Source organism: Streptomyces flavochromogenes (assembly GCF_000717595.1).
GTDB lineage: Bacteria > Actinomycetota > Actinomycetes > Streptomycetales > Streptomycetaceae > Streptomyces > Streptomyces flavochromogenes.
This window is the reverse complement of the sequence record NZ_JNZO01000019.1, coordinates 1-19088: the sequence shown is the minus strand read 5'-3', so window position 1 is coordinate 19088 and position 19088 is coordinate 1. Positions and strand designations below refer to the sequence as shown.

The 19088-nt window shown below is 69.1% G+C and carries 17 protein-coding genes and 1 pseudogene; 9 read left to right on the top strand and 9 right to left on the bottom strand.

Annotated elements, in window-relative coordinates; translation table 11 throughout:
- Positions 1-10: 10 nt before the first annotated feature.
- From gnd to dnaA, 3 genes are all read right to left on the bottom strand, one after another.
- Complete coding sequence (gene gnd, locus IF00_RS0123885; RefSeq protein ID WP_030321240.1) at positions 11-889, bottom strand: phosphogluconate dehydrogenase (NAD(+)-dependent, decarboxylating); 879 nt, start codon at positions 887-889, stop codon at positions 11-13.
- 120 nt (positions 890-1009) lie between these two features.
- Complete coding sequence (dnaN, locus tag IF00_RS0123880) at positions 1010-2140, bottom strand: DNA polymerase III subunit beta (RefSeq protein ID WP_030205035.1); 1131 nt, start codon at positions 2138-2140, stop codon at positions 1010-1012.
- Positions 2141-3187: 1047 nt separating this feature from the next.
- Positions 3188-4963: a chromosomal replication initiator protein DnaA gene (dnaA, locus tag IF00_RS0123875; RefSeq protein ID WP_078944830.1), complete on the bottom strand. Its 1776-nt coding sequence runs from the start codon at positions 4961-4963 to the stop codon at positions 3188-3190.
- Positions 4964-5360: 397 nt separating this feature from the next.
- Here dnaA and rpmH point away from each other — a divergent pair, with 397 nt between their 5' ends.
- The 9 genes from rpmH to IF00_RS0123830 all read left to right on the top strand — a co-directional run bounded on the left by rpmH (position 5361) and on the right by IF00_RS0123830 (position 12097).
- A complete protein-coding gene (gene rpmH, locus IF00_RS0123870) occupies positions 5361-5498 on the top strand; it encodes a 50S ribosomal protein L34 (RefSeq protein ID WP_007265229.1) in 138 nt (45 codons plus the stop codon).
- Between the two features lie 21 nt (positions 5499-5519).
- Positions 5520-5891, top strand: coding sequence for a ribonuclease P protein component (gene rnpA, locus IF00_RS43980; protein WP_078944829.1), 372 nt, complete (start codon positions 5520-5522; stop codon positions 5889-5891).
- The gene (gene yidD, locus IF00_RS0123860) at positions 5888-6214 is read left to right on the top strand and encodes a membrane protein insertion efficiency factor YidD (RefSeq protein WP_015034858.1); all 327 of its coding nucleotides are present in this window, start codon (positions 5888-5890) and stop codon (positions 6212-6214) included. Before rnpA ends, yidD begins: the two co-directional genes overlap by 4 nt.
- Positions 6215-6217: 3 nt before the next feature.
- Positions 6218-7543, top strand: coding sequence for a membrane protein insertase YidC (gene yidC, locus IF00_RS0123855; RefSeq protein ID WP_030321236.1), 1326 nt, complete (start codon positions 6218-6220; stop codon positions 7541-7543).
- 29 nt (positions 7544-7572) lie between these two features.
- Positions 7573-8082: a Jag family protein gene (locus IF00_RS0123850; protein WP_030321234.1), complete on the top strand. Its 510-nt coding sequence runs from the start codon at positions 7573-7575 to the stop codon at positions 8080-8082.
- 117 nt (positions 8083-8199) lie between these two features.
- A complete protein-coding gene (gene rsmG, locus IF00_RS0123845; protein WP_030321232.1) occupies positions 8200-8916 on the top strand; it encodes a 16S rRNA (guanine(527)-N(7))-methyltransferase RsmG in 717 nt (238 codons plus the stop codon).
- A gap of 236 nt (positions 8917-9152) precedes the next feature.
- Entirely contained in the window at positions 9153-10229 is a 1077-nt protein-coding gene (locus IF00_RS0123840) for a ParA family protein (RefSeq protein WP_078944828.1), read from the top strand.
- Entirely contained in the window at positions 10226-11320 is a 1095-nt protein-coding gene (locus IF00_RS0123835) for a ParB/RepB/Spo0J family partition protein (protein WP_078944827.1), read from the top strand. Before IF00_RS0123840 ends, IF00_RS0123835 begins: the two co-directional genes overlap by 4 nt.
- A gap of 159 nt (positions 11321-11479) precedes the next feature.
- Positions 11480-12097 (top strand): GNAT family N-acetyltransferase, encoded by a 618-nt coding sequence (locus tag IF00_RS0123830; RefSeq protein ID WP_030321225.1) that lies wholly within the window; start codon positions 11480-11482, stop codon positions 12095-12097.
- 130 nt (positions 12098-12227) lie between these two features.
- Here IF00_RS0123830 and trxA read toward each other — a convergent pair whose 3' ends face one another.
- The 6 genes and pseudogenes from trxA to murJ all read right to left on the bottom strand — a co-directional run.
- Positions 12228-12560, bottom strand: coding sequence for a thioredoxin (trxA, locus tag IF00_RS0123825; RefSeq protein ID WP_030321223.1), 333 nt, complete (start codon positions 12558-12560; stop codon positions 12228-12230).
- 46 nt (positions 12561-12606) lie between these two features.
- Positions 12607-13572, bottom strand: a complete 966-nt coding sequence (gene trxB / locus IF00_RS0123820) for a thioredoxin-disulfide reductase (protein ID WP_030321222.1) — start codon at positions 13570-13572, stop codon at positions 12607-12609.
- 139 nt (positions 13573-13711) lie between these two features.
- Positions 13712-14671 (bottom strand): zf-HC2 domain-containing protein, encoded by a 960-nt coding sequence (locus IF00_RS0123815; RefSeq protein ID WP_030321220.1) that lies wholly within the window; start codon positions 14669-14671, stop codon positions 13712-13714.
- Complete coding sequence (sigM, locus tag IF00_RS0123810; RefSeq protein ID WP_425338340.1) at positions 14668-15372, bottom strand: RNA polymerase sigma factor SigM; 705 nt, start codon at positions 15370-15372, stop codon at positions 14668-14670. Before sigM ends, IF00_RS0123815 begins: the two co-directional genes overlap by 4 nt.
- A gap of 25 nt (positions 15373-15397) precedes the next feature.
- Positions 15398-17086, bottom strand: coding sequence for a protein kinase family protein (locus IF00_RS0123805; RefSeq protein WP_030321217.1), 1689 nt, complete (start codon positions 17084-17086; stop codon positions 15398-15400).
- Positions 17087-17204: 118 nt separating this feature from the next.
- A pseudogene (murJ, locus tag IF00_RS0123800) lies at positions 17205-18941 on the bottom strand (murein biosynthesis integral membrane protein MurJ); the annotation flags it as partial.
- Positions 18942-19088: the final 147 nt, after the last annotated feature.

Sequence of the window (19088 nt, the reverse complement as noted above, 5' to 3'; positions counted from 1 at the left end):
AGCCTGTGGATTACTTCTTCGTCTCGACCGCGTGGCCACCGAACTGGTTGCGCAGCGCGGCGATCATCTTCATCTGCGGGGAGTCGTCCTGACGGGAGGCGAACCGCGCGAACAGCGAGGCGGTGATCGCCGGCAGCGGTACGGCGTTGTCGATGGCGGCCTCGACCGTCCACCGGCCCTCGCCGGAGTCCGACGCGTAGCCGCGCAGCTGGTCCAGGTGCTCGTCCTCGTCGAGGGCGTTGACCGCGAGGTCCAGCAGCCAGGAACGGATGACCGTGCCCTCCTGCCAGGAGCGGAAGACCTCGCGCACGTCGGTGACGGAGTCGACCTTCTCCAGGAGCTCCCAGCCCTCGGCGTAGGCCTGCATCATCGCGTACTCGATGCCGTTGTGGACCATCTTCGCGAAGTGGCCGGCGCCGACCTTGCCGGCGTGCACCGACCCGAACTCGCCCTCCGGCTTGAGCGCGTCGAAGATCGGCTGGACCCTCGCGACGTCCTCGGCGGAGCCGCCGTACATCAGCGCGTAGCCGTTCTCCAGGCCCCAGACACCACCGGAGACGCCGCAGTCGACGAAGCCGATGCCCTTGGCCGCCAGCTCCTCGGCGTGCTTCTCGTCGTCCGTCCAGCGGGAGTTGCCGCCGTCCACGACGATGTCGCCGGGGGAGAGCAGATCGGCCAGCTCGTCGATGGTGGACTGGGTCGCGGCACCGGCCGGAACCATGACCCACACGACGCGGGGCCCCTTGAGCTTGCCCACAAGCTCCTCGAGGCTGTGGACATCGGCGAGGTCCGGATTGCGGTCGTATCCGATGACGGTGTGGCCTGCGCGGCGGATGCGCTCACGCATGTTGCCGCCCATCTTGCCGAGACCGACGAGACCGAGCTCCATCAGAGATTCCTTAAGCGTCGTGTGCGGTTTACCCGGATCCGAGCCTACGCCCGGACCCGGGTGCACACCTGTGGGGTCAGCCGCTCAGGCGATGCCCCGAAAAGACCTACGTCAGCCGGCTCAGCCGCTGAGGCGCACCGGCATGATCAGGTACTTGTACGCCTCGTCCGCCTCGGCGTCCACGGCCGGCTTGCCGCTCAGCAGCGCGGGCTTCGTGGAGGTCGTGAAGGAGAGCTGGGCGACCGGGGAGTCGATCGCGCTCAGGCCGTCCAGCAGGAAGGTCGGGTTGAAGGCGATCGAGATGTCGTCGCCCTCGAGCTGGGCGTCGACTCGCTCCACAGCCTGTGCGTCGTCGCTGGAGCCGGCCTCCAGGATCAGCACGCCCTGCTCGAAGCTCAGCCGGACGGGGGTGTTGCGCTCGGCCACCAGGGCCACGCGCTTGACGGCCTCGACGAACGGCGCGGTCTCGATGACCGCGACCGAGTTGAACTCGGTGGGGAAGAGAGTCCGGTACTTCGGCAGGTCGCCCTCGAGGAGACGGGTGGTGGTGCGGCGGCCCGCGCCCTCGAAGCCGATGAGGCCCTCGCCCTTGCCGGAGCCCGAGAGCGCCAGGGTGACCGTGTCGCCGCTCGTGAGCGCCTTGGCGGTGTCCAGGAGGGTCTTCGCGGGCACCAGGGCGACCGCGGAGGCGTCCGGGGACTCCGGCTTCCACAGGAACTCGCGGACCGCGAAGCGGTAGCGGTCGGTGGAGGCCAGGGTGACCGTGTCGCCCTCGATCTCGATGCGCACACCGGTGAGCACGGGCAGCGTGTCGTCACGCCCGGCGGCGATGGCCACCTGCGCGGCGGCGGAGGCGAAGACCTCACCGGGGACGGTGCCGGTCGCGGTGGGCATCTCCGGCAGCGCCGGGTACTCCTCCACAGGCAGGGTGTGGAGGGTGAAGCGGGAGGAGCCGCAGACCACGGTCGCCCGTACACCGTCTGTGGAAATCTCCACCGGCCGGTTGGGGAGAGCGCGGCAGATGTCGGCGAGCAGTCGGCCGGAGACCAGGACGGTGCCGTCCTCCTCCACCTCCGCCTCGACGGAGACACGGGCCGAGACCTCGTAGTCGAAGCTCGAGAAGCTCAGTGCGCCGTCCTCGGCCTTCAGCAGAAGGCCTGCGAGCACCGGAGCCGGCGGACGGGCCGGGAGGCTGCGGGCCACCCAGGCCACCGCCTCGGCAAGTACGTCGCGCTCCACCCGGATCTTCACCGGAACCGCCTCCTGCTTGTTGCTGGCTCTTCGTCGACTGCGGGAACCAGTCTGACGTACGCCGCCGACACTCGGTGCTGCTCGGGGTCAAGTCGCGACAAGAGCGCGTCGGAGCTCCGGCGCCGAGTTGTGCACAGGCCCCACTTCGAAGCGGATTCCTAGCTAACTCTAAGTGGGAGTAGTAGTAGGGCCTGTGGAAACGGTGGATAACGTCGTTTTCGCAGGTCAGACCCGGTTTTTTGTCCACTGCGCCTGTGGGTGGAGCCGGTGGACAACTGGGGTTCTCTGTGGACACCCGAAAGTTCTGCACACCCGATACACAGGCCATGGGGAGTTCTCCCCAGCGCTGTCCCCAGCTTTACCCACGTTCCCCACAGCCCAACCGTCCTCCTTGGTGTGACGGCTTTCACTCGACGCGGTGAGAGGGGGCGATTCGTTGCCGAACAGTGGACAGGGGTGTGGAGAAGCTGTGGGCAACGGACCCGTCCCTGTGGGCAGCCAGTGGACAACCTTCGGGAGCCCCTGTGGACGAAAGTTCTGTCCACAGCCTGTGGAGATCTTTTACCAACAATTCCACAAGGGTCTGACCTGGGGTGATGATCTGTCAGCAGTCCGGCCTGTGGACACAATCCGGATAACTCGACAGTCCCCACCCTGTGGACGGGAGATCATCCCGCAATCTGTGGAGAACCCGCCACCGGAACGGAGTAATCGAACAGCTCGCCCCCCGGACGGGGTGCCGACCGGGGGTTGCAAGCGCTCCGAGAGGACTCCGGGAGGGCTCTTCGGCGCCCTCCGGAGGGCTCGGGAAGCCTTCCGGAAGGTCTCGGGGACAGCCTTACGGCGGCGCCAGGAGGACTTGGGAAGAGCCGGAGGGAAGCCTCAGGACGGCCGCACGCTGCCTTAGGACGGCCGCACGACTGCCTCGGGACCGCCGCACGGCCGCCTCAGGACCGCCTCAGGACCGCCTCAGGGAGTTCGGGAATGCCGAAGGGCGCCCCGGGAGGTGTCCCGGGGCGCCCTTCGGAGGCCGGCCGCAGCCGGCTGTCAGCCGTTCTTGATGCGGTTGGTGAGCTCGGTGACCTGGTTGTAGATGGAGCGCCGCTCCGCCATCAGCGCGCGGATCTTCCGGTCCGCGTGCATCACCGTCGTGTGGTCACGGCCGCCGAACTGCGCGCCGATCTTCGGCAGCGACAGGTCCGTGAGCTCGCGGCACAGATACATGGCGATCTGCCGGGCCGTCACCAGGACGCGGCTGCGCGAGGATCCGCAGAGGTCCTCCACCGTCAGACCGAAGTAGTCGGCGGTGGCCGCCATGATGGCCGGTGCCGTGATCTCCGGCGACGAGTCCTCGCCGCCCGGGATCAGGTCCTTGAGGACGATCTCGGTGAGCCCGAGGTCCACCGGCTGCCGGTTGAGGCTCGCGAAGGCCGTCACCCGGATCAACGCGCCCTCCAGCTCACGGATGTTCCGCGAGATCCGGGACGCGATGAACTCCAGCACCTCCGGCGGGGCGTTGAGCTGCTCCTGCACCGCCTTCTTGCGGAGGATCGCGATACGCGTCTCCAGCTCCGGCGGCTGCACATCGGTGGTGAGGCCCCACTCGAAACGGTTGCGGAGCCGGTCCTCCAGGGTCACCAGCTGCTTGGGCGGCCGGTCCGAGGAGAGCACGATCTGCTTGTTCGCGTTGTGGAGGGTGTTGAAGGTGTGGAAGAACTCCTCCTGCGTCGACTCCTTGCTCGCGAGGAACTGGATGTCGTCGACGAGCAGGATGTCCACATCGCGGTAGCGCTTGCGGAAGGCGTCGCCCTTGCCGTCGCGGATCGAGTTGATGAACTCGTTCGTGAACTCCTCCGAGCTCACGTACCGCACGCGCGTGCCCGGGTAGAGGCTCCGCGCGTAGTGCCCGATCGCGTGCAGGAGATGGGTCTTGCCGAGGCCCGACTCCCCGTAGATGAAGAGCGGGTTGTACGCCTTCGCCGGCGCCTCGGCCACCGCGACCGCGGCCGCGTGCGCGAAGCGGTTCGAGGAACCGATGACGAAGGTGTCGAAGAGGTACTTGGGGTTCAGCCGCGCGTGCTGCTCACCGGGCGCGCCGGCGCCCTGCGCGGTGGAGGAACCGTGGCCGCCGCCCGGGCCGCCGCCCCCAGGACCGCCGGGCCGGGGGCCGGGACGTGCGCCGTGGTTCTGCGGGTCGGGCAGCTCGGCGCGCTCGGGCCGCTGCTGCTCGTAGCCCCGGGGCGGCTCGTCGTACCGCGACGGCCGGGACTGCTCGGGGCCGGTCGGGCCGGTGTACGGAGCACGCTCCTGGTAGCCGCCCAGCCGGGGCTGCTGCCAGGACAGGTCCTCCTGGGTGCGCGGCCAGGCGCCGGGGTCGGGGCGCTGCTGCGAGTAGTCCGGGTAGGCCGGGCGGGCGGTGGGCAGCCCGTCGTCGGGCATCGGCCGGTGGCCGTACCCGCCGTCGTACTTCTCGTACGGCTCGGGCTGCTGGCGCTCGTCGTAGCGGGGCTGCGACGGCTGGAGCGGAGGCGCCGGCGGGGTGGGCTCGCCGACGGAGTCGTCGACGGTGATCGCGATCCGGATCGGGCGGCCGCACTCACGGCTGAGGGTCTCGCTGATCAGCGGGGCGAGCCGGCCCTCGAGGACGCGCTTGCCCCACTCGTTGGGTACGGCGAGGAGCGCCGTGTCGGCGACCAGGGCGAGGGGCTGGCAGCGCTCGATCCACTGCTTGTCCTTGGACTCGATTCCCTGCTGGCCCTCTGCGAGGAGATGCTCGAGGACGCGTGGCCACACTGCGGCAAGATCGGCAGGTACGTCAGCCACGGGGCACGCTTTCTCGCAGGTCCCACGATGGTGTGGTTCTCGGGGGACGGTGGGTCGATGTCCGTGAGGACGGACCCGTGAGGACAGGTAAGGACAGAACGGAAAAGATTGTGGAGTCCGACCACGGTAGTCGCGGCGGCTGACGTGGTTCAAGTTGTTGTCCACAGCCTGTGCACAATGGGAGGTGGCGACAGGTCGGTTTGACCGGATGGCGTAGCCGCGCGTACCGTGACCAGGTCGAGTTGTCGATGGCTGCTGCCGCCTGCCTCCGATGGGCAAAGATCACGGTTCTCTGAACGTGTAGCGGTGCACTCGGGCGTATTGCGAGCTACTCGTGGGCGCACGGTGACAGCCAGGCGATGTCCCGCCATCTACGAATCATTTCTGGAGCCCCCGAGTGAGCAAGCGCACCTTCCAGCCGAACAACCGTCGTCGCGCCAAGACCCACGGCTTCCGCCTGCGGATGCGTACGCGTGCCGGTCGCGCCATCCTTGCGAACCGCCGTTCCAAGGGTCGCTCGGCGCTGTCCGCCTGATCCGCTTAAACAGGTCATGACGTGCTGCCTACCGAGAATCGGCTGAGGCGGCGCGAGGACTTCGCAACCGCGGTACGCCGAGGTCGCCGGGCCGGTCGCCCGCTCCTCGTCGTCCACCTACGCAGCGGTGCAACGAACCCGCACGCGCCTGGGGAGAGCGCTCCCCCGGCACGTGCGGGTTTCGTCGTGAGCAAGGCCGTGGGCGGTGCGGTCGTACGCAACCAAGTGAAGCGTCGTCTGCGCCACCTCGTCCGCGACCGGCTCACCGAGCTGCCCCCCGGTAGCCTGGTGGTCGTACGGGCGTTGCCCGGAGCCGGCGACGCCGAACACGCACAGCTGGCCCGAGACCTGGACGCCGCTCTTCAGCGGCTGCTGGGAGGGGGCGCGCGATGAAGTACCCGCTGCTGGCTCTCATCAAGCTGTACCAGTGGACGATCAGCCCGCTCCTCGGGCCCGTCTGCCGGTACTACCCGTCGTGTTCCCACTACGGATTCACGGCCATCGACCGGCATGGCGCGATCAAGGGCACGGCCCTGACCGCCTGGCGCATCCTGCGGTGCAACCCGTGGTCGCCCGGCGGTGTGGACCATGTCCCCCCGCGTAAGCGCCCCCGCTGGCACGAAATGCTGAGGAACGCGCTGCGCGGCGACAAGGGCGGGTCCACCGCCGAGACGAGCCCGGCCGCAGAGACCTCGCCCAATGCTCAAGGAGCCTGATTAGTGGACACGATTGCCAGTCTGTTCAGCTTCATCACCACACCTGTCTCATGGGTGATCGTCCAGTTCCACAAGGTGTACGGGGCGATCTTCGGTCCTGACACGGGCTGGGCCTGGGGCCTTTCCATCGTGTCCCTCGTGGTGCTGATCCGTATCTGTCTGATCCCGCTGTTCGTCAAGCAGATCAAGTCGACGCGGAACATGCAGGCGCTCCAGCCGAAGATGAAGGCGATCCAGGAGCGCTACAAGAGCGACAAGCAGCGTCAGTCCGAAGAGATGATGAAGCTGTACAAGGAGACGGGCACCAACCCGCTCTCCTCGTGCCTTCCCATCCTGGCGCAGTCGCCGTTCTTCTTCGCCCTGTACCACGTGCTCTCCAGCATCGCCTCGGGCAAGACCATCGGCGTCATCGACGACCAGCTGCTCGCCAGCGCCCGTCAGGCCCACATCTTCGGTGCCCCGCTCGCGTCGAAGTTCACCGACTCGGCCGCCGAGGTCGCCGCGCTCGACGCCTCGCTGACCTCGGTCCGCATCGTCACCGCGGTCATGATCATCCTGATGTCGGCCTCGCAGTTCTTCACTCAGCGCCAGCTGATGATGAAGAACGTCGACCTCTCGGTGAAGACGCCGTACATGCAGCAGCAGAAGATGCTCATGTACATCTTCCCGGTGATCTTCGCCGTCATGGGTATCAACTTCCCCGTCGGTGTCCTCGTCTACTGGCTGACCACCAACGTGTGGACCATGGGCCAGCAGATGTACGTGATCAACCAGAACCCGACCCCGGGCAGCAAGGCGCAGGACTCCTACCTCCAGCGTCTGCTGAAGAGCATCACGCAGCACGAAGAGGTCCGTGGCCGTCGCCGGAAGAACATCGTCAAGGTCATCGTCGCCAAGGGCAGTGACCGCAACGAGAACGAGCGCCGCTTCTTCGCGGGTCTGACCAAGGCCGGGTTCGCCGCCCAGGCCGACGGCACCGTGATCAAGAGCGACACGATCGTGGCCGAGGCCGAGGGCGGTTCCGCCGCCAAGCGCCAGCAGCCCAAGCGCCAGACCAAGGCCCAGCGCCAGGCCGCCGCGGCCCAGCACGCCATGGCGAAGGACACCGAGGAAGCTTCCGAGCCGGCCGCCGATGAAGCGCCGACCACCTCGCTCGAGAAGAAGCCCCAGGAGTCGGCCAAGGCCGCCGCTGCGGAAGAGCCGAAGGGCGAGGCCCAGGGCGACAAGCCCGCGCGTCCCCGCGCCAACTCCGGAGGGTCCCGTCAGCAGGGCAAGTCCGGTCAGCGCAAGGGCCAGCAGCGGCCCAAGCACCCGTCCTCCAAGAAGTAAGCCTCGCCGAAGCAAGAAGGAGTCCATCCGTGACGGAAGGCACCACCTCCGCCGCCGCCGAGGGTGGCGACACCCTGACCCGCCTGGAGCAGGAGGGTGAGATCGCGGCTGACTACCTCGAGGGCCTGCTCGACATCGCCGATCTCGACGGCGACATCGACATGGACGTCGAGGCGGACCGGGCCGCGGTCTCGATCATCAGCGACTCGGCTCGTGAGCTGCAGAAGCTCGTGGGCCGCGACGGCGAGGTCCTGGAGGCGCTCCAGGAGCTGACCCGCCTGGCCGTGCACCGGGAGACCGGTGACCGCAGCCGTCTGATGCTCGACATCGCCGGATTCCGCGCCAAGAAGCGCGCCGAGCTCGCCGAGCTGGGCGCCAAGGCCGCGGGCGAGGTCAAGTCCACCGGCCAGCCGGTCAAGCTGGACCCGATGACGCCGTTCGAGCGCAAGGTCGTGCACGACGCGATCGCCGCCGCCGGTCTGCGCAGCGAGTCCGAGGGCGAGGAGCCGCAGCGCTTCGTCGTTGTTCTCCCGGCCTGAACCCTCACGTAGTGTCGGCCCCGTCTGTTCGCAGGCGGGGCCGATCTTTGTCAGCCTGATAGTCAGCCACCACAGTGCGCCCGCACACGATGCGTGCGGTACGGAAGGACGGTTCCCGTGACGGAGGAAGCGGAGCTCCCCGAGGCTCCGGAGCAGGCGCGGACAGTCTTCGGCGAGTACTTCCCGGAGGCCGTGCGGTACGCGGAGCTCCTCGCGGACGCGGGTGTGAAGCGCGGTCTGATCGGCCCGCGTGAGGTCCCGCGGCTGTGGGAGCGGCACCTGCTGAACTGTGCCGTTCTCTCCGAGGTCGTCCCCGAGGGCGTCACCGTCTGCGACGTGGGCTCGGGCGCCGGGCTTCCCGGTATCCCGCTGGCGCTGGTCCGGCCCGACCTGAAGATCACGCTCCTGGAGCCGCTTCTCCGCCGGACGAACTTCCTCCAGGAGGTCGTCGAGCTGCTCGGCCTCGACCACGTCACGGTGGTCCGCGGGCGCGCGGAGGAGATGCTCGGCAAGATCACGCCCGTGCATGTGGTGACGGCCCGCGCGGTGGCGCCGCTCGACCGGCTGGCCGGCTGGGGAGTCCCCCTGCTGCGCCCGTACGGGGAGATGCTGGCGCTCAAGGGCGACACCGCGGAGGAGGAGATCAGCGGGGCTCGCGCCGCACTCTCCCGCCTCGGTGTGGTGGAGACCTCTGTGCTGCAGGTGGGCGAGGGGATCGTCGATCCGCTGTCCACGGTCGTGCGGGTGGAGGTCGGCGAGAGCCCGGGTGGTGTGCGGTTCGCAGCCAAGCGCGCCAAGGCCGCCCGGACGAGCAAGACCCGTCGACGCCGCTGAGCGTCGCATTCGTACCATTTCGGAGTGTCGAACGGTCCCGGCCGGATAGCAGGGGCATGGTGTTTCACGTGAAACGTCGCTCACTGCTGCAGGGGATCATCAGCCGCGGTCGCGCGGCCGCCACGCCCCGGGACCGTAGACCCCGCGTCAACCCACCCGCGAGGGTTACGGAGATGTCCACAGAGGTGGATTCACCCACAGAACCACCGGCCTCGCTGGTTCACGACCCCGAAAGCATGGCAGGCTCTCCCCATCGCGAGCCTGAAGCCGAGGAGAGTGAATCCTTGCGGTCCGACGCCAACATCGCGGGACCGATGACCGATCCGGTCCCCGGTCCCCGAACCGAATCGGTGGGGGAGGATGTTTCACGTGAAACACCGCCCCCGATGGACGACACCCCCATTGGTCGTGCTGCCCAGCTGGCAGTAGAGGCCCTGGGTCGTGCCGGTGAGGGACTTCCCCGGCCGGCGCAGACACGCGTGATGGTGGTCGCCAATCAGAAGGGCGGCGTGGGCAAGACGACCACGACGGTCAACCTTGCCGCGTCCCTCGCCCTGCACGGGGCCCGGGTCCTGGTCATCGACCTCGACCCGCAGGGCAACGCTTCCACGGCGCTCGGCATCGACCACCACGCCGAGGTCCCCTCGATCTACGACGTTCTCGTGGACAGCAGGCCGCTCTCCGAAGTCGTGCAACCGGTCATGGATGTCGAGGGCCTGTTCTGCGCCCCCGCCACCATCGACCTCGCCGGCGCGGAGATCGAGCTGGTGTCACTCGTGGCCCGTGAGAGCCGCCTGCAGCGGGCGATCCAGGCCTACGAGCAGCCGCTCGACTACATCCTGATCGACTGCCCGCCCTCGCTCGGTCTCCTCACGGTCAACGCCATGGTGGCCGGAGCCGAGGTGCTGATCCCGATCCAGTGCGAGTACTACGCGCTGGAGGGACTCGGCCAGCTCCTGCGGAACGTCGACCTGGTCCGGGGGCACCTCAACCCGGCGCTCCATGTCTCGACGATCCTGCTCACCATGTACGACGGCCGGACGAGGCTCGCCTCCCAGGTCGCCGACGAGGTGCGTACCCACTTCGCCGAGGAGGTGCTGCGGACCAGCATCCCGAGGTCCGTCCGTATCTCGGAGGCACCGAGCTACGGACAGACGGTCCTCACCTACGACCCGGGCTCCAGTGGCGCCCTGTCGTATCTCGAAGCGGCCCGTGAGATCGCCCTGCGGGGGGCGGCCGTGCACTACGACCCGCAGCACGCCCATGTCGGGCACCAGAACCACCAGCGCAGCATGTCGGAGGGGATCCAGTGAGTGAGCGACGTAGGGGATTGGGGCGTGGGCTCGGTGCGCTGATCCCGGCTGCTCCCCAGGAACGGCAGTCGTCGGCGGGTGGCGTGGGCGTGGCCTCGCCTGGTGCCGCCCCCGCCATGCCTGCGGGCCGGGGGGTGGCGGCCGCGAAGCTGGCGTCGCTGCCGCAGAGCGCGCAGTCTCCGGAGTCGGCTTCGTCGTGGAACGACGCAGAGCCGGTGGTCAGGCCGGAGCCTCCGGCGGGTGCCTACTTCACCGAGCTTCCGCTCGACTCCATCGTTCCCAACCGGCACCAGCCGCGTGAGGTCTTCGACGAGGACGCCCTGGCGGAGCTCGTCGTCTCCATCAAGGAGGTCGGCCTCCTCCAGCCCGTGGTCGTGCGCAAGACCGATGACGAGGGCTATGAGCTGGTCATGGGTGAGAGGCGTCTTCGGGCGTCCAAGGAAGCGGGTCTTGAGCGGATCCCGGCGATCGTCCGGGACACCGACGACGAGAAGATGCTCCTGGACGCGCTCCTGGAGAACCTTCACCGCGCCCAGCTGAACGCGATCGAAGAGGCTCACGCCTACGAGCAGCTACTCAAGGACTTCGGCTGCACTCACGATCAGCTCGCGGAGCGGATCGGGCGCTCCCGCCCGCAGATCTCCAACACGCTGCGACTGCTGCGTCTCTCCCCGCCGGTGCAGCGCCGGGTCGCCGCCGGCGTGCTCTCCGCCGGCCACGCGCGCGCGCTGCTCGGGGTCGAGGACCCGGAGGCCCAGGACAAGCTGGCGTACCGGATCGTCTCCGAGGGCCTCTCGGTACGTACGGTCGAGGAGATGGTGAGCCTCATGGGCTCCGAGGAGCCCGGCGATGCGGTCAAGCCGACGAAGCCGCGAGCCGGTGGCCGGGTCTCGCCCGCGCTCACGGATCTCGCCTCCCGTCTTTCGGACCGCTTCGAGACCCGGGTGAAGGTCGACCTCGGTCAGAAGAAGGGAAAGATCGTCGTCGAGTTCGCCTCGGTGGAGGACCTGGACCGGATCCTGGCGACTCTGGCTCCCGGCGAGGGACGGGTCATGGACCAGAAGAACGTCGAGAAGGGGGCGGAGGGCTGACACCTTCCGCTCTCCAAGGCCGCTGAGGGCGGGCCGTGCGCCGGTTTCACCGGAACACGGCCCGCCCTTTGCCTATGAGCGGTGTCGTCCCGATCAACCGATCGATACGATTCCGGGAGGCGTATCCGTGCTCGATCGCGAGGGAAGTGAGGCGCGGCCGTGGGGCGTCGGCTCGTACCGCTCACGCTGGACAACCTTCCGGATCTGCCCAAGCGGTGTCGCTCCTGCGTCTTCTGGGAGCTCGACCCGGTCAGCGGAGAAGCCGCGGTGAAGGCAGGGCGTTCGGAGCTGGAGAAGGAGGCCTGGATCTCGGGGGTTCTCCTGGAGTGGGGCTCCTGCGGCCGGGTGGTCTATGTCGACGAGGTACCGGTCGGCTACGTCCTCTACGCTCCCCCGGCCTATGTGCCGCGTTCCATCGCCTTCCCCACCAGCCCGGTGGCGGCCGATGCCGCGCAGTTGATGACGGCCTGGATCATGCCCGGCTACCAGGGGCAGGGCCTCGGCCGGATGGTCGTACAGACCGTGGCCAAGGACCTGCTGCGGAGGGGCTTCAAGGCTATCGAGGCGTTTGGGGACGCCCGGTGGAAGGAGCCGGCCTGTGTGCTGCCGGCCGATCATCTGCTGGCGGTGGGCTTCAAGACGGTGCGGCCGCATCCGGCCTTCCCCCGGCTGCGGCTGGAACTCCGGACGACGCTCTCCTGGAAGGAGGATGTCGAGATGGCGCTCGACCGGCTCCTCGGCGCGGTCCAGAAGGAACCCGTTCTGCGCCCTCTGTAGCTTCGGTCCACGAAGACGGCCCGCTCGGGACACGAGAACGGCCCGCCCCCTTCCGGGGGCGGGCCGTTCTTCGTTTCACGTGAAACGAAGCTTCTGTTTCACGGTTTCACGTGAAACAGAAGCGGAAGCATCAGGCCTTGGTCGGCTCGACGAAGCCCTCGAGGTCGCGCAGGATGGCGGCCTTCGGCTTGGCACCGACGATCGTCTTCACGACCTCGCCGCCCTGGTAGACGTTCAGCGTCGGGATGGACATGACGCCGTACTTGGCAGCCGTGGCCGGGTTCTGGTCGATGTTGAGCTTCACGATCTCGATCTCGCCGTGCTCGGCCGCGATGGCCTCCAGCGACGGGGCGATCTGGCGGCACGGGCCGCACCACTCGGCCCAGAAGTCCACCAGGACAGGCTTGTCGCTCTTGAGGACGTCCTCTTCGAAGGAAGCGTCGGTCACAGTCTTCAGGGCCACAGCGGCCTCCTTGATCTCGCGGGGTGTGGGGTGAGGAGAGACGGGGTCAGACCGCGGGGGTCTCGGCCAGCTTCTCGCTGTCGGCGAGGGCGGCCAGGAAGCGCTCGGCGTCGAGCGCGGCGGAGCAGCCGGTGCCGGCGGCCGTGATGGCCTGACGGTAGGTGTGGTCGACGACGTCGCCGGCGGCGAAGACACCGGTGAGGTTGGTGCGCGTCGACGGGGCGGCGACCTTGAGGTAGCCCTCCTCGTCAAGGTCCAGCTGGCCCTTGAAGAGCTCGGTCCGCGGGTCGTGGCCCACGGCGATGAAGAGGCCGGTGACGGGCAGCTGGCGGGTCTCGCCGGTCTTCGTGTCGCGCAGGGTCAGGCCGCTGAGCTTCTGCTCACCGTGGATCTCGGTGACCTCGCTGTCCCAGGCGAAGGAGATCTTCGGGTCGGCGAAGGCGCGCTCCTGCATGGCCTTCGAGGCACGCAGGCTGTCCCGGCGGTGGACGATGGTGACCGTCTTGGCGAAGCGCGAGAGGAAGGTGGCCTCCTCGATCGCGGTGTCGCCGCCGCCGACGACGGCGATGTCCTGGTCCTTGAAGAAGAACCCGTCGCAGGTGGCGCACCAGGAGACACCGCGGCCGGAGAGAGCGTCCTCGTTCGGGAGGCCGAGCTTGCGGTGCTGCGAGCCGGTGGTGACGATGACGGCCTTGGCGCGGTGCACGGTGCCGGCGGTGTCGGTGACGGTCTTGATCTCACCGGACAGGTCCACGGAGATGATGTCGTCGGGGACGAGCTCGGCGCCGAAGCGCTCGGCCTGGGCCCGCATGTTGTCCATCAGGTCGGGGCCCATGATGCCGTCGCGGAAGCCGGGGAAGTTCTCGACCTCGGTCGTGTTCATGAGCGCGCCACCGGCGGTGACGGCACCTTCGAAGACCAGGGGGTTCAGCGACGCTCGGGCGGTGTAGAGCGCAGCGGTGTAACCCGCGGGCCCGGAGCCGATAATGATCACGTTACGGACGTCGCTCACGGGTTTCTTCCTCGTCTCTGCAGACTGGCACTGCCTACGGGGGCGGTTGTCTCGGTCACTCTCACCCCACCCAACGGATCCTAAGGGGCGTACATTCCCGAAACTGCCGCGCGGCACCGCCGTGGGACGGGGAGAGAGGTCAGGAGCGGGGGTATGTCTCGCTGAACAGCAGATCAGCGTCCGCGCTTCCGCTCCCGGTGGACCCCTCCGCGCAGGAGGCGTCGACCACATAGGCCTGGACCCGCTTGCTGTCCGCGGGGTCGGTGAGGACCAGCAGATAGGCGGGCTTCCCCTGGTATTCGCCCCGCTCGTGTTCCAGGACCGCGTCGGAGCGGCCGGTGCCGGCCAGGACACAGCCGGGGACCACGCTGTCCCTGTTCCGCTGGGGGGCCTTGGTCTCGGCCTCGGCGGACATCGACTCCGGTCCGATTCCACGGGGTGTCCCGGTGGAATCATCCTCGGCCAGGAGCGCGTGGACCCGGTCCTCGACCGGGGAGCCGGAGAAGGGGCTCAGGGCCGCCCCGGCGACGGTGTCGGCCTTCTTGGTGTCGCCCGCCTCACCGCCGGCGGTGATGTTGCCGGCCTGGCTGAGGTAGAGGCTCGTGCCGAGGACCACGGCACCGAAGGCGGCGCCGAGGGTCGAGAACAGGGCGATGCGGCGGCGGGGCTTCCCGGCCCGCCCGGGGCCGGTGGCGGCACCGGAGCGACCGGCGGGGCGGTCCGTGGCGCGGTCCGCGGGGCGGTCCGTGACCGGGGCGGGCGAGTCCGCGGGAGCCGCTCCGGCGGTGGCGGGTGACGTTTCACGTGAAACGGGGGTGTCGCTCTCCGGCGTGGTGGCGTTGAGGAGGGCTTCGGCGGCGAGGGCGGCATCGATCCGTCCGGCGATCTCCGCGGGCATGCGGGGCGGCCCGGGAAGGGTGCCGAGCAGTCCCCGGATCTCCTCCAGGGAGGTCCGTACGTCCGCGCAGAGGGGGCAGCCGTCCAGGTGCCGGCGGACGGCGGCCGAGCGGGTCGGTGAGAGGAGCCCCTCGGTCAGATCGGAGATTTCCGAGACGTCCGGGTGCTGTGTGGTGTTGGCCCTGCCGGCCGTGGAAGTCACGTGCGCCCACCTCCGCCCTTCACAGCAGCTGGATCAGTCGGTCCGGTGTCCGTCGGCCCCGGCACCGGTGGGACGGATGTCCCCGGCGTCCGGTTCCTTCCCCCATCAGGGGCTTCGTTACCCACGGTGTCGACGCGCAGATGAGTGACCATCGGAAGCAGCCGTGCCCGCCCGCGCGCGCAGCGGCTCTTCACCGTGCCGGTGGGAACGCCGAGGATACGGGCCGCCTCCGCGACCGGGTATCCCTGCATGTCGACCAGGACGAGGGCGGCGCGCTGATCGGCGGGGATCGAGGCCAGTGCGGCGAGGACTTCACGGTGGACGTCCTGCCGCTCCACGGGGGCCTCGGCGGATTCGTGGGGCTCGAGGAGCTGCTCGAAGCGGTCGTTGTCGTCGACGGGTGAGGTCCTGCGCGAGGCCGTCTTGCGGAGGCGGTCGAGGCAGGCGTTCACCGTGATGCGGTGGAGCCACGTTGTGACGGCCGACTGGCCGCGGAAGGTATGGGCGGCCCGGAAGGCCGACAGAAGGGCGTCCTGGACGGCGTCAGCGGCCTCCTCGCGGTCCCCCAGGGTGCGCAGGGCCACCGCCCAGAGCCGGTCGCGGTGGCGCCGTACGAGCTCACCGAAGGCGTCGGGATCGCCGGCGACATGACGAGCCAGGAGTTCCTGGTCGTCCGTGGCGTCGTCTATCGGTCGGTCCAACGGTGAGCCCCCTCCCCTGCGGTCGTCAGCCCATGATCTTGACTTCGCTCAGCTTGCCTCGGTAGCCCCCGTCGTTGGAGGGCAGTTGCGTCAGCCACACGAGAACGTAGCGGGTCGTGACGGGCTTGGTGAGCTTCAGCGCCACCTGGCTGCCGTCGCCGGACGCCTGGGTCGTGTACGCGTCGGGCCGGGACGGCTCCGACGTCGCGTCGGACGGCGCCGTGCGCAGTTCCACCGAGGTGTTGCCCACGAACGACAGGTCGACCTCGCTGATCTGCTGTGCCTTGCCCAGGTCGAGCACGAGGCCCACGCCGGTCTTCAGATTGGCGAAGTCGGAGCCGTAGTAGTTCTCGGTGTACCAGGACGTACTGGGATCGCCGTCGTAGGCGAGGTCTATGGCCTGGGGCTTCTCGGAGCCGTTCCCCAGCGGGTCGAAGTCGCGGGCCGACTTGATGGTGATCGGCTTGAGAGGCGCGGGCTTCTCGTCGACCGTCGGCGACGGGACCGGAGTTTCCTTCTGCTCGGAGTCCGGCGCGAGGAGCCGGTCCGCGATCTGCCAGCTGCCGAGGCCCAGGGCGGCGATCAGGAGGGCCGAGACGGCCCACTTGAGCGCCTTGCCGGTACGGCTCTGCAGCGGAGGCGGCGGGACGACCACCGGCTGGGTGACCGCGGGATGGGCCTGGGGACGCCCGTACGTGCCCTGCTGGTACGTCGTGCGCTGGTACTCGGGCGGAGCGGTGAACTCGGGCTCCGGGGGCTTCACACGGGGCATGGCGGCCACGGCCTTGGCCAGCTCGTCCGGAGTGGTGCAGGGCGGCTCCTGACGCGAGGCGGTGGCCCCGTCGTTGGCCAGGGCGCGCATGGCGATCTCGGAGAGGCCCCGGTGGACACCGGCGCGGACCTGGTCGGGCGGGAGCAGGCCGACGCCCTTGGGCAGGCCGGAGAGCCCGTAGGCGTCACTGTCGTACGGCCAGCGCTGGGTGAGCGCGGCGTACAGGAGCGCGCCGATGGCCTCGGTGTCGCTGCGCTGCGGACGTTCGGCGGTGATGCCGCGCAGGGCGGCGTTCACGGCCAGGCCGCGGATCCGGTACTGACCGGTGGAGCTGCGCAGGACGGCGCTCGGCGTGAGCCGGAGGTGGGCGAGGCCTTCGCGGTGGGCGGCGGCCATGGCCTGGGAGACCTGGCTGACGAGCTGGTAGGCGTCGTGGGGCTCCAGTGGGCCGGCCGCGAGCAGCGTGGTCAGTTCGGTGGAGTCGGGCAGCCACTCGTGCACCACGTACACGAGGTCGTTCTCCTCGACGGCGTCGAGGACCTGCACGAAGCGGGGGTCGCCGAGGAGGGCCGAGGAGCGGGCCGCGGCCAGGACCGAACGGGCTCTGGGGTGATCGGCAGGCAGCAGGTGCACCCCGACGGCACGCCGTAGCTTCTCGTCGACGGCACGCCAGCTGCTGAAGCCGTCCAGACGGGTGACGCACTCCTCCAGCCGGTAGCGCCGGGCCAGTTTGTGGCCGCTGTGCAGTTCCGGAGCCGTGATGGAGGGCTGTTCGCCGCTCTGTCGTTCGACCGCCTTCTTGTCCGTGGCCTCGGCGGGCTGTTCCGCCGTCTTCTTCTTGTCCGCCACCCCGTCGGTCGCGGCCGGTTCCGCCTTGGCGGTCAGCGGGTCGTCACCGCTGTTGTCGGCCACGTCGACGGCAGCCGTGCTACGTTCCGCCACCGTCGTTCCTGCCTCCCCATCCGTTGCGCCACATCCAACAGCCAAGCCAATTGTGCCCACAGTCCGACGCTATGCACGACACGCGGTTCCCCCCGATGGTTGTGCGGGACCTGTCGGCTCAGCGTCCCAGGCGTCCGCGCACCATCCCGACCAGGGTGTTCAGCTCCGTGATCCGCATGCGCTTGGCCGCCACGAAGAAGACACCGAGGAGCACCGCTCCGCCGACGATCAGGGCGACGAGCGAGCCCAACGCCCCCTCGCCGAGGAGCTTCAGCAGGCCGAAGCCGACGGCGCCGGAGACGATGGCGGCGGGCACGGAGGCCATGCACAGGCGGGCGTAGGTCCGCATCACGTGGGTGCCGTCCAGGTCGCCGCCCAGCCGCTTGCGGAGGCGGCGCCAGGCGATGCCGACACCGACGGCGTAGGCGAGACCGTACGAGGCGGCCATGCCGACGACGGCCCACTGGGCGGGCAGGACGACGTAACAGATCGCGGAGGCTGCCGCGTTGACGGCGGCGACGATGACCGTGTTGTAGAAGGGCGTCCGGGTGTCCTCGTAGGCGTAGAAGCCCCGGAGCACGACGTACTGGACGGAGTAGGGGATCAGACCGAGGCCGAAGGCCATCAGGATGAAGCCCATGCCCTGGGCCGCCTCGACGCCGCTGGAGGCGTACAGCAGGGTGCACATCGGGACGCCGAGCGCCAGGAAGGCGAACGAGACCGGGACGATGGCGACGGCCGAGTTGCGCAGCCCCTGGGAGATGTCGTCCCGGACGGCGCCCGGGTCGTCGTCGTGGGCGGCGCGGGAGATCCGCGGCAGCAGCGCGGCCATGACGGAGACCGTGATGATGGCCTGCGGCATGCCCCAGATCAGCTGGGCGTTGGAGTAGGCGAGGAAGCCGGCGCCGTTCTTCCCGGACTCCTCACCGGCCGCCGTGGCGAGCTGGGTGACGACGAGGACGCCCGCCTGGTTGGCGAGGACGAAGAGCACGGTCCACTTGGCGAGCTTGACCGTCTTGCCGAGCCCGTGACCCTTCCAGTCGAAGCGGGGCCGGAAGCGGAAGCCGGTTTCCCGGAGGTACGGGATCATCGCCAGGGCCTGGACGACGAGTCCGAGCAGGGTGCCGATGCCCAGCAGGCGGATGCCGTCGTCGGGAATGGTCTGCACACCCATGTGGGACTCGGCGGAGGTGCCGTAGACCCAGATGAACAGGCCGAAGGTGACGATCATGACGATGTTGTTGAGGACCGGGGTCCACATCATCGCGCCGAACTTGCCGCGGGCGTTGAGGATCTGACCCATCACCACGTGCACGCCCATGAAGAAGATCGTGGGCAGGCAGTAGCGGGCGAAGGTCACGGCCACGCTGTTGGCCGCGGCATCGTCGGCGATGGTGTTCGACATCAGCCGGATGAGCAGTGGCGCCGCGAAGACGGCCAGGACCACGATCGCGCCGAGCGCCACCATCACCAGGGTGAGCAGGCGGTTGGCGTAGGCCTCGCCGCCGTCCTCGTCGTTCTTCATCGAGCGGACGAGCTGCGGGACGAAGACCGAGTTGAGTCCGCCGCCGACGGTGAGGATGTAGATCATCGTCGGCAGGGTGTAGGCGATGGTGAAGGTGTCACCGAGCAGGGCGGCGCCGAGCGCACCGGTGATCACCAGGCTGCGGACGAAGCCGGTGAGCCGGGAGACCAGGGTGCCGGCGGCCATCACCGCGCTGGACTTGAGCAGCCCCGAGGCGCGGCCTGACTTCTTGGGGGCGGGGGCGGGCATGGGGTCCGGCTCCGGGGCGGGCGGGGGGACCTGGCCGGGCGTCTGCTTATTCCGGGAGGGGGGCGCGGAGGCGTCCGGCTCCGGCGCCCCCCCCCCCGGCCGTACGGCGACGCCGCGCCCCCCGTCCATTCCCCCGGCGTCGACGACCTGGTGACCCGGGCCGGCGAGGAGGAGCCCGAGCCGGACGCCTTCGCGCACCTCTACCGGGATCAGCAGACGCCCGGCCAG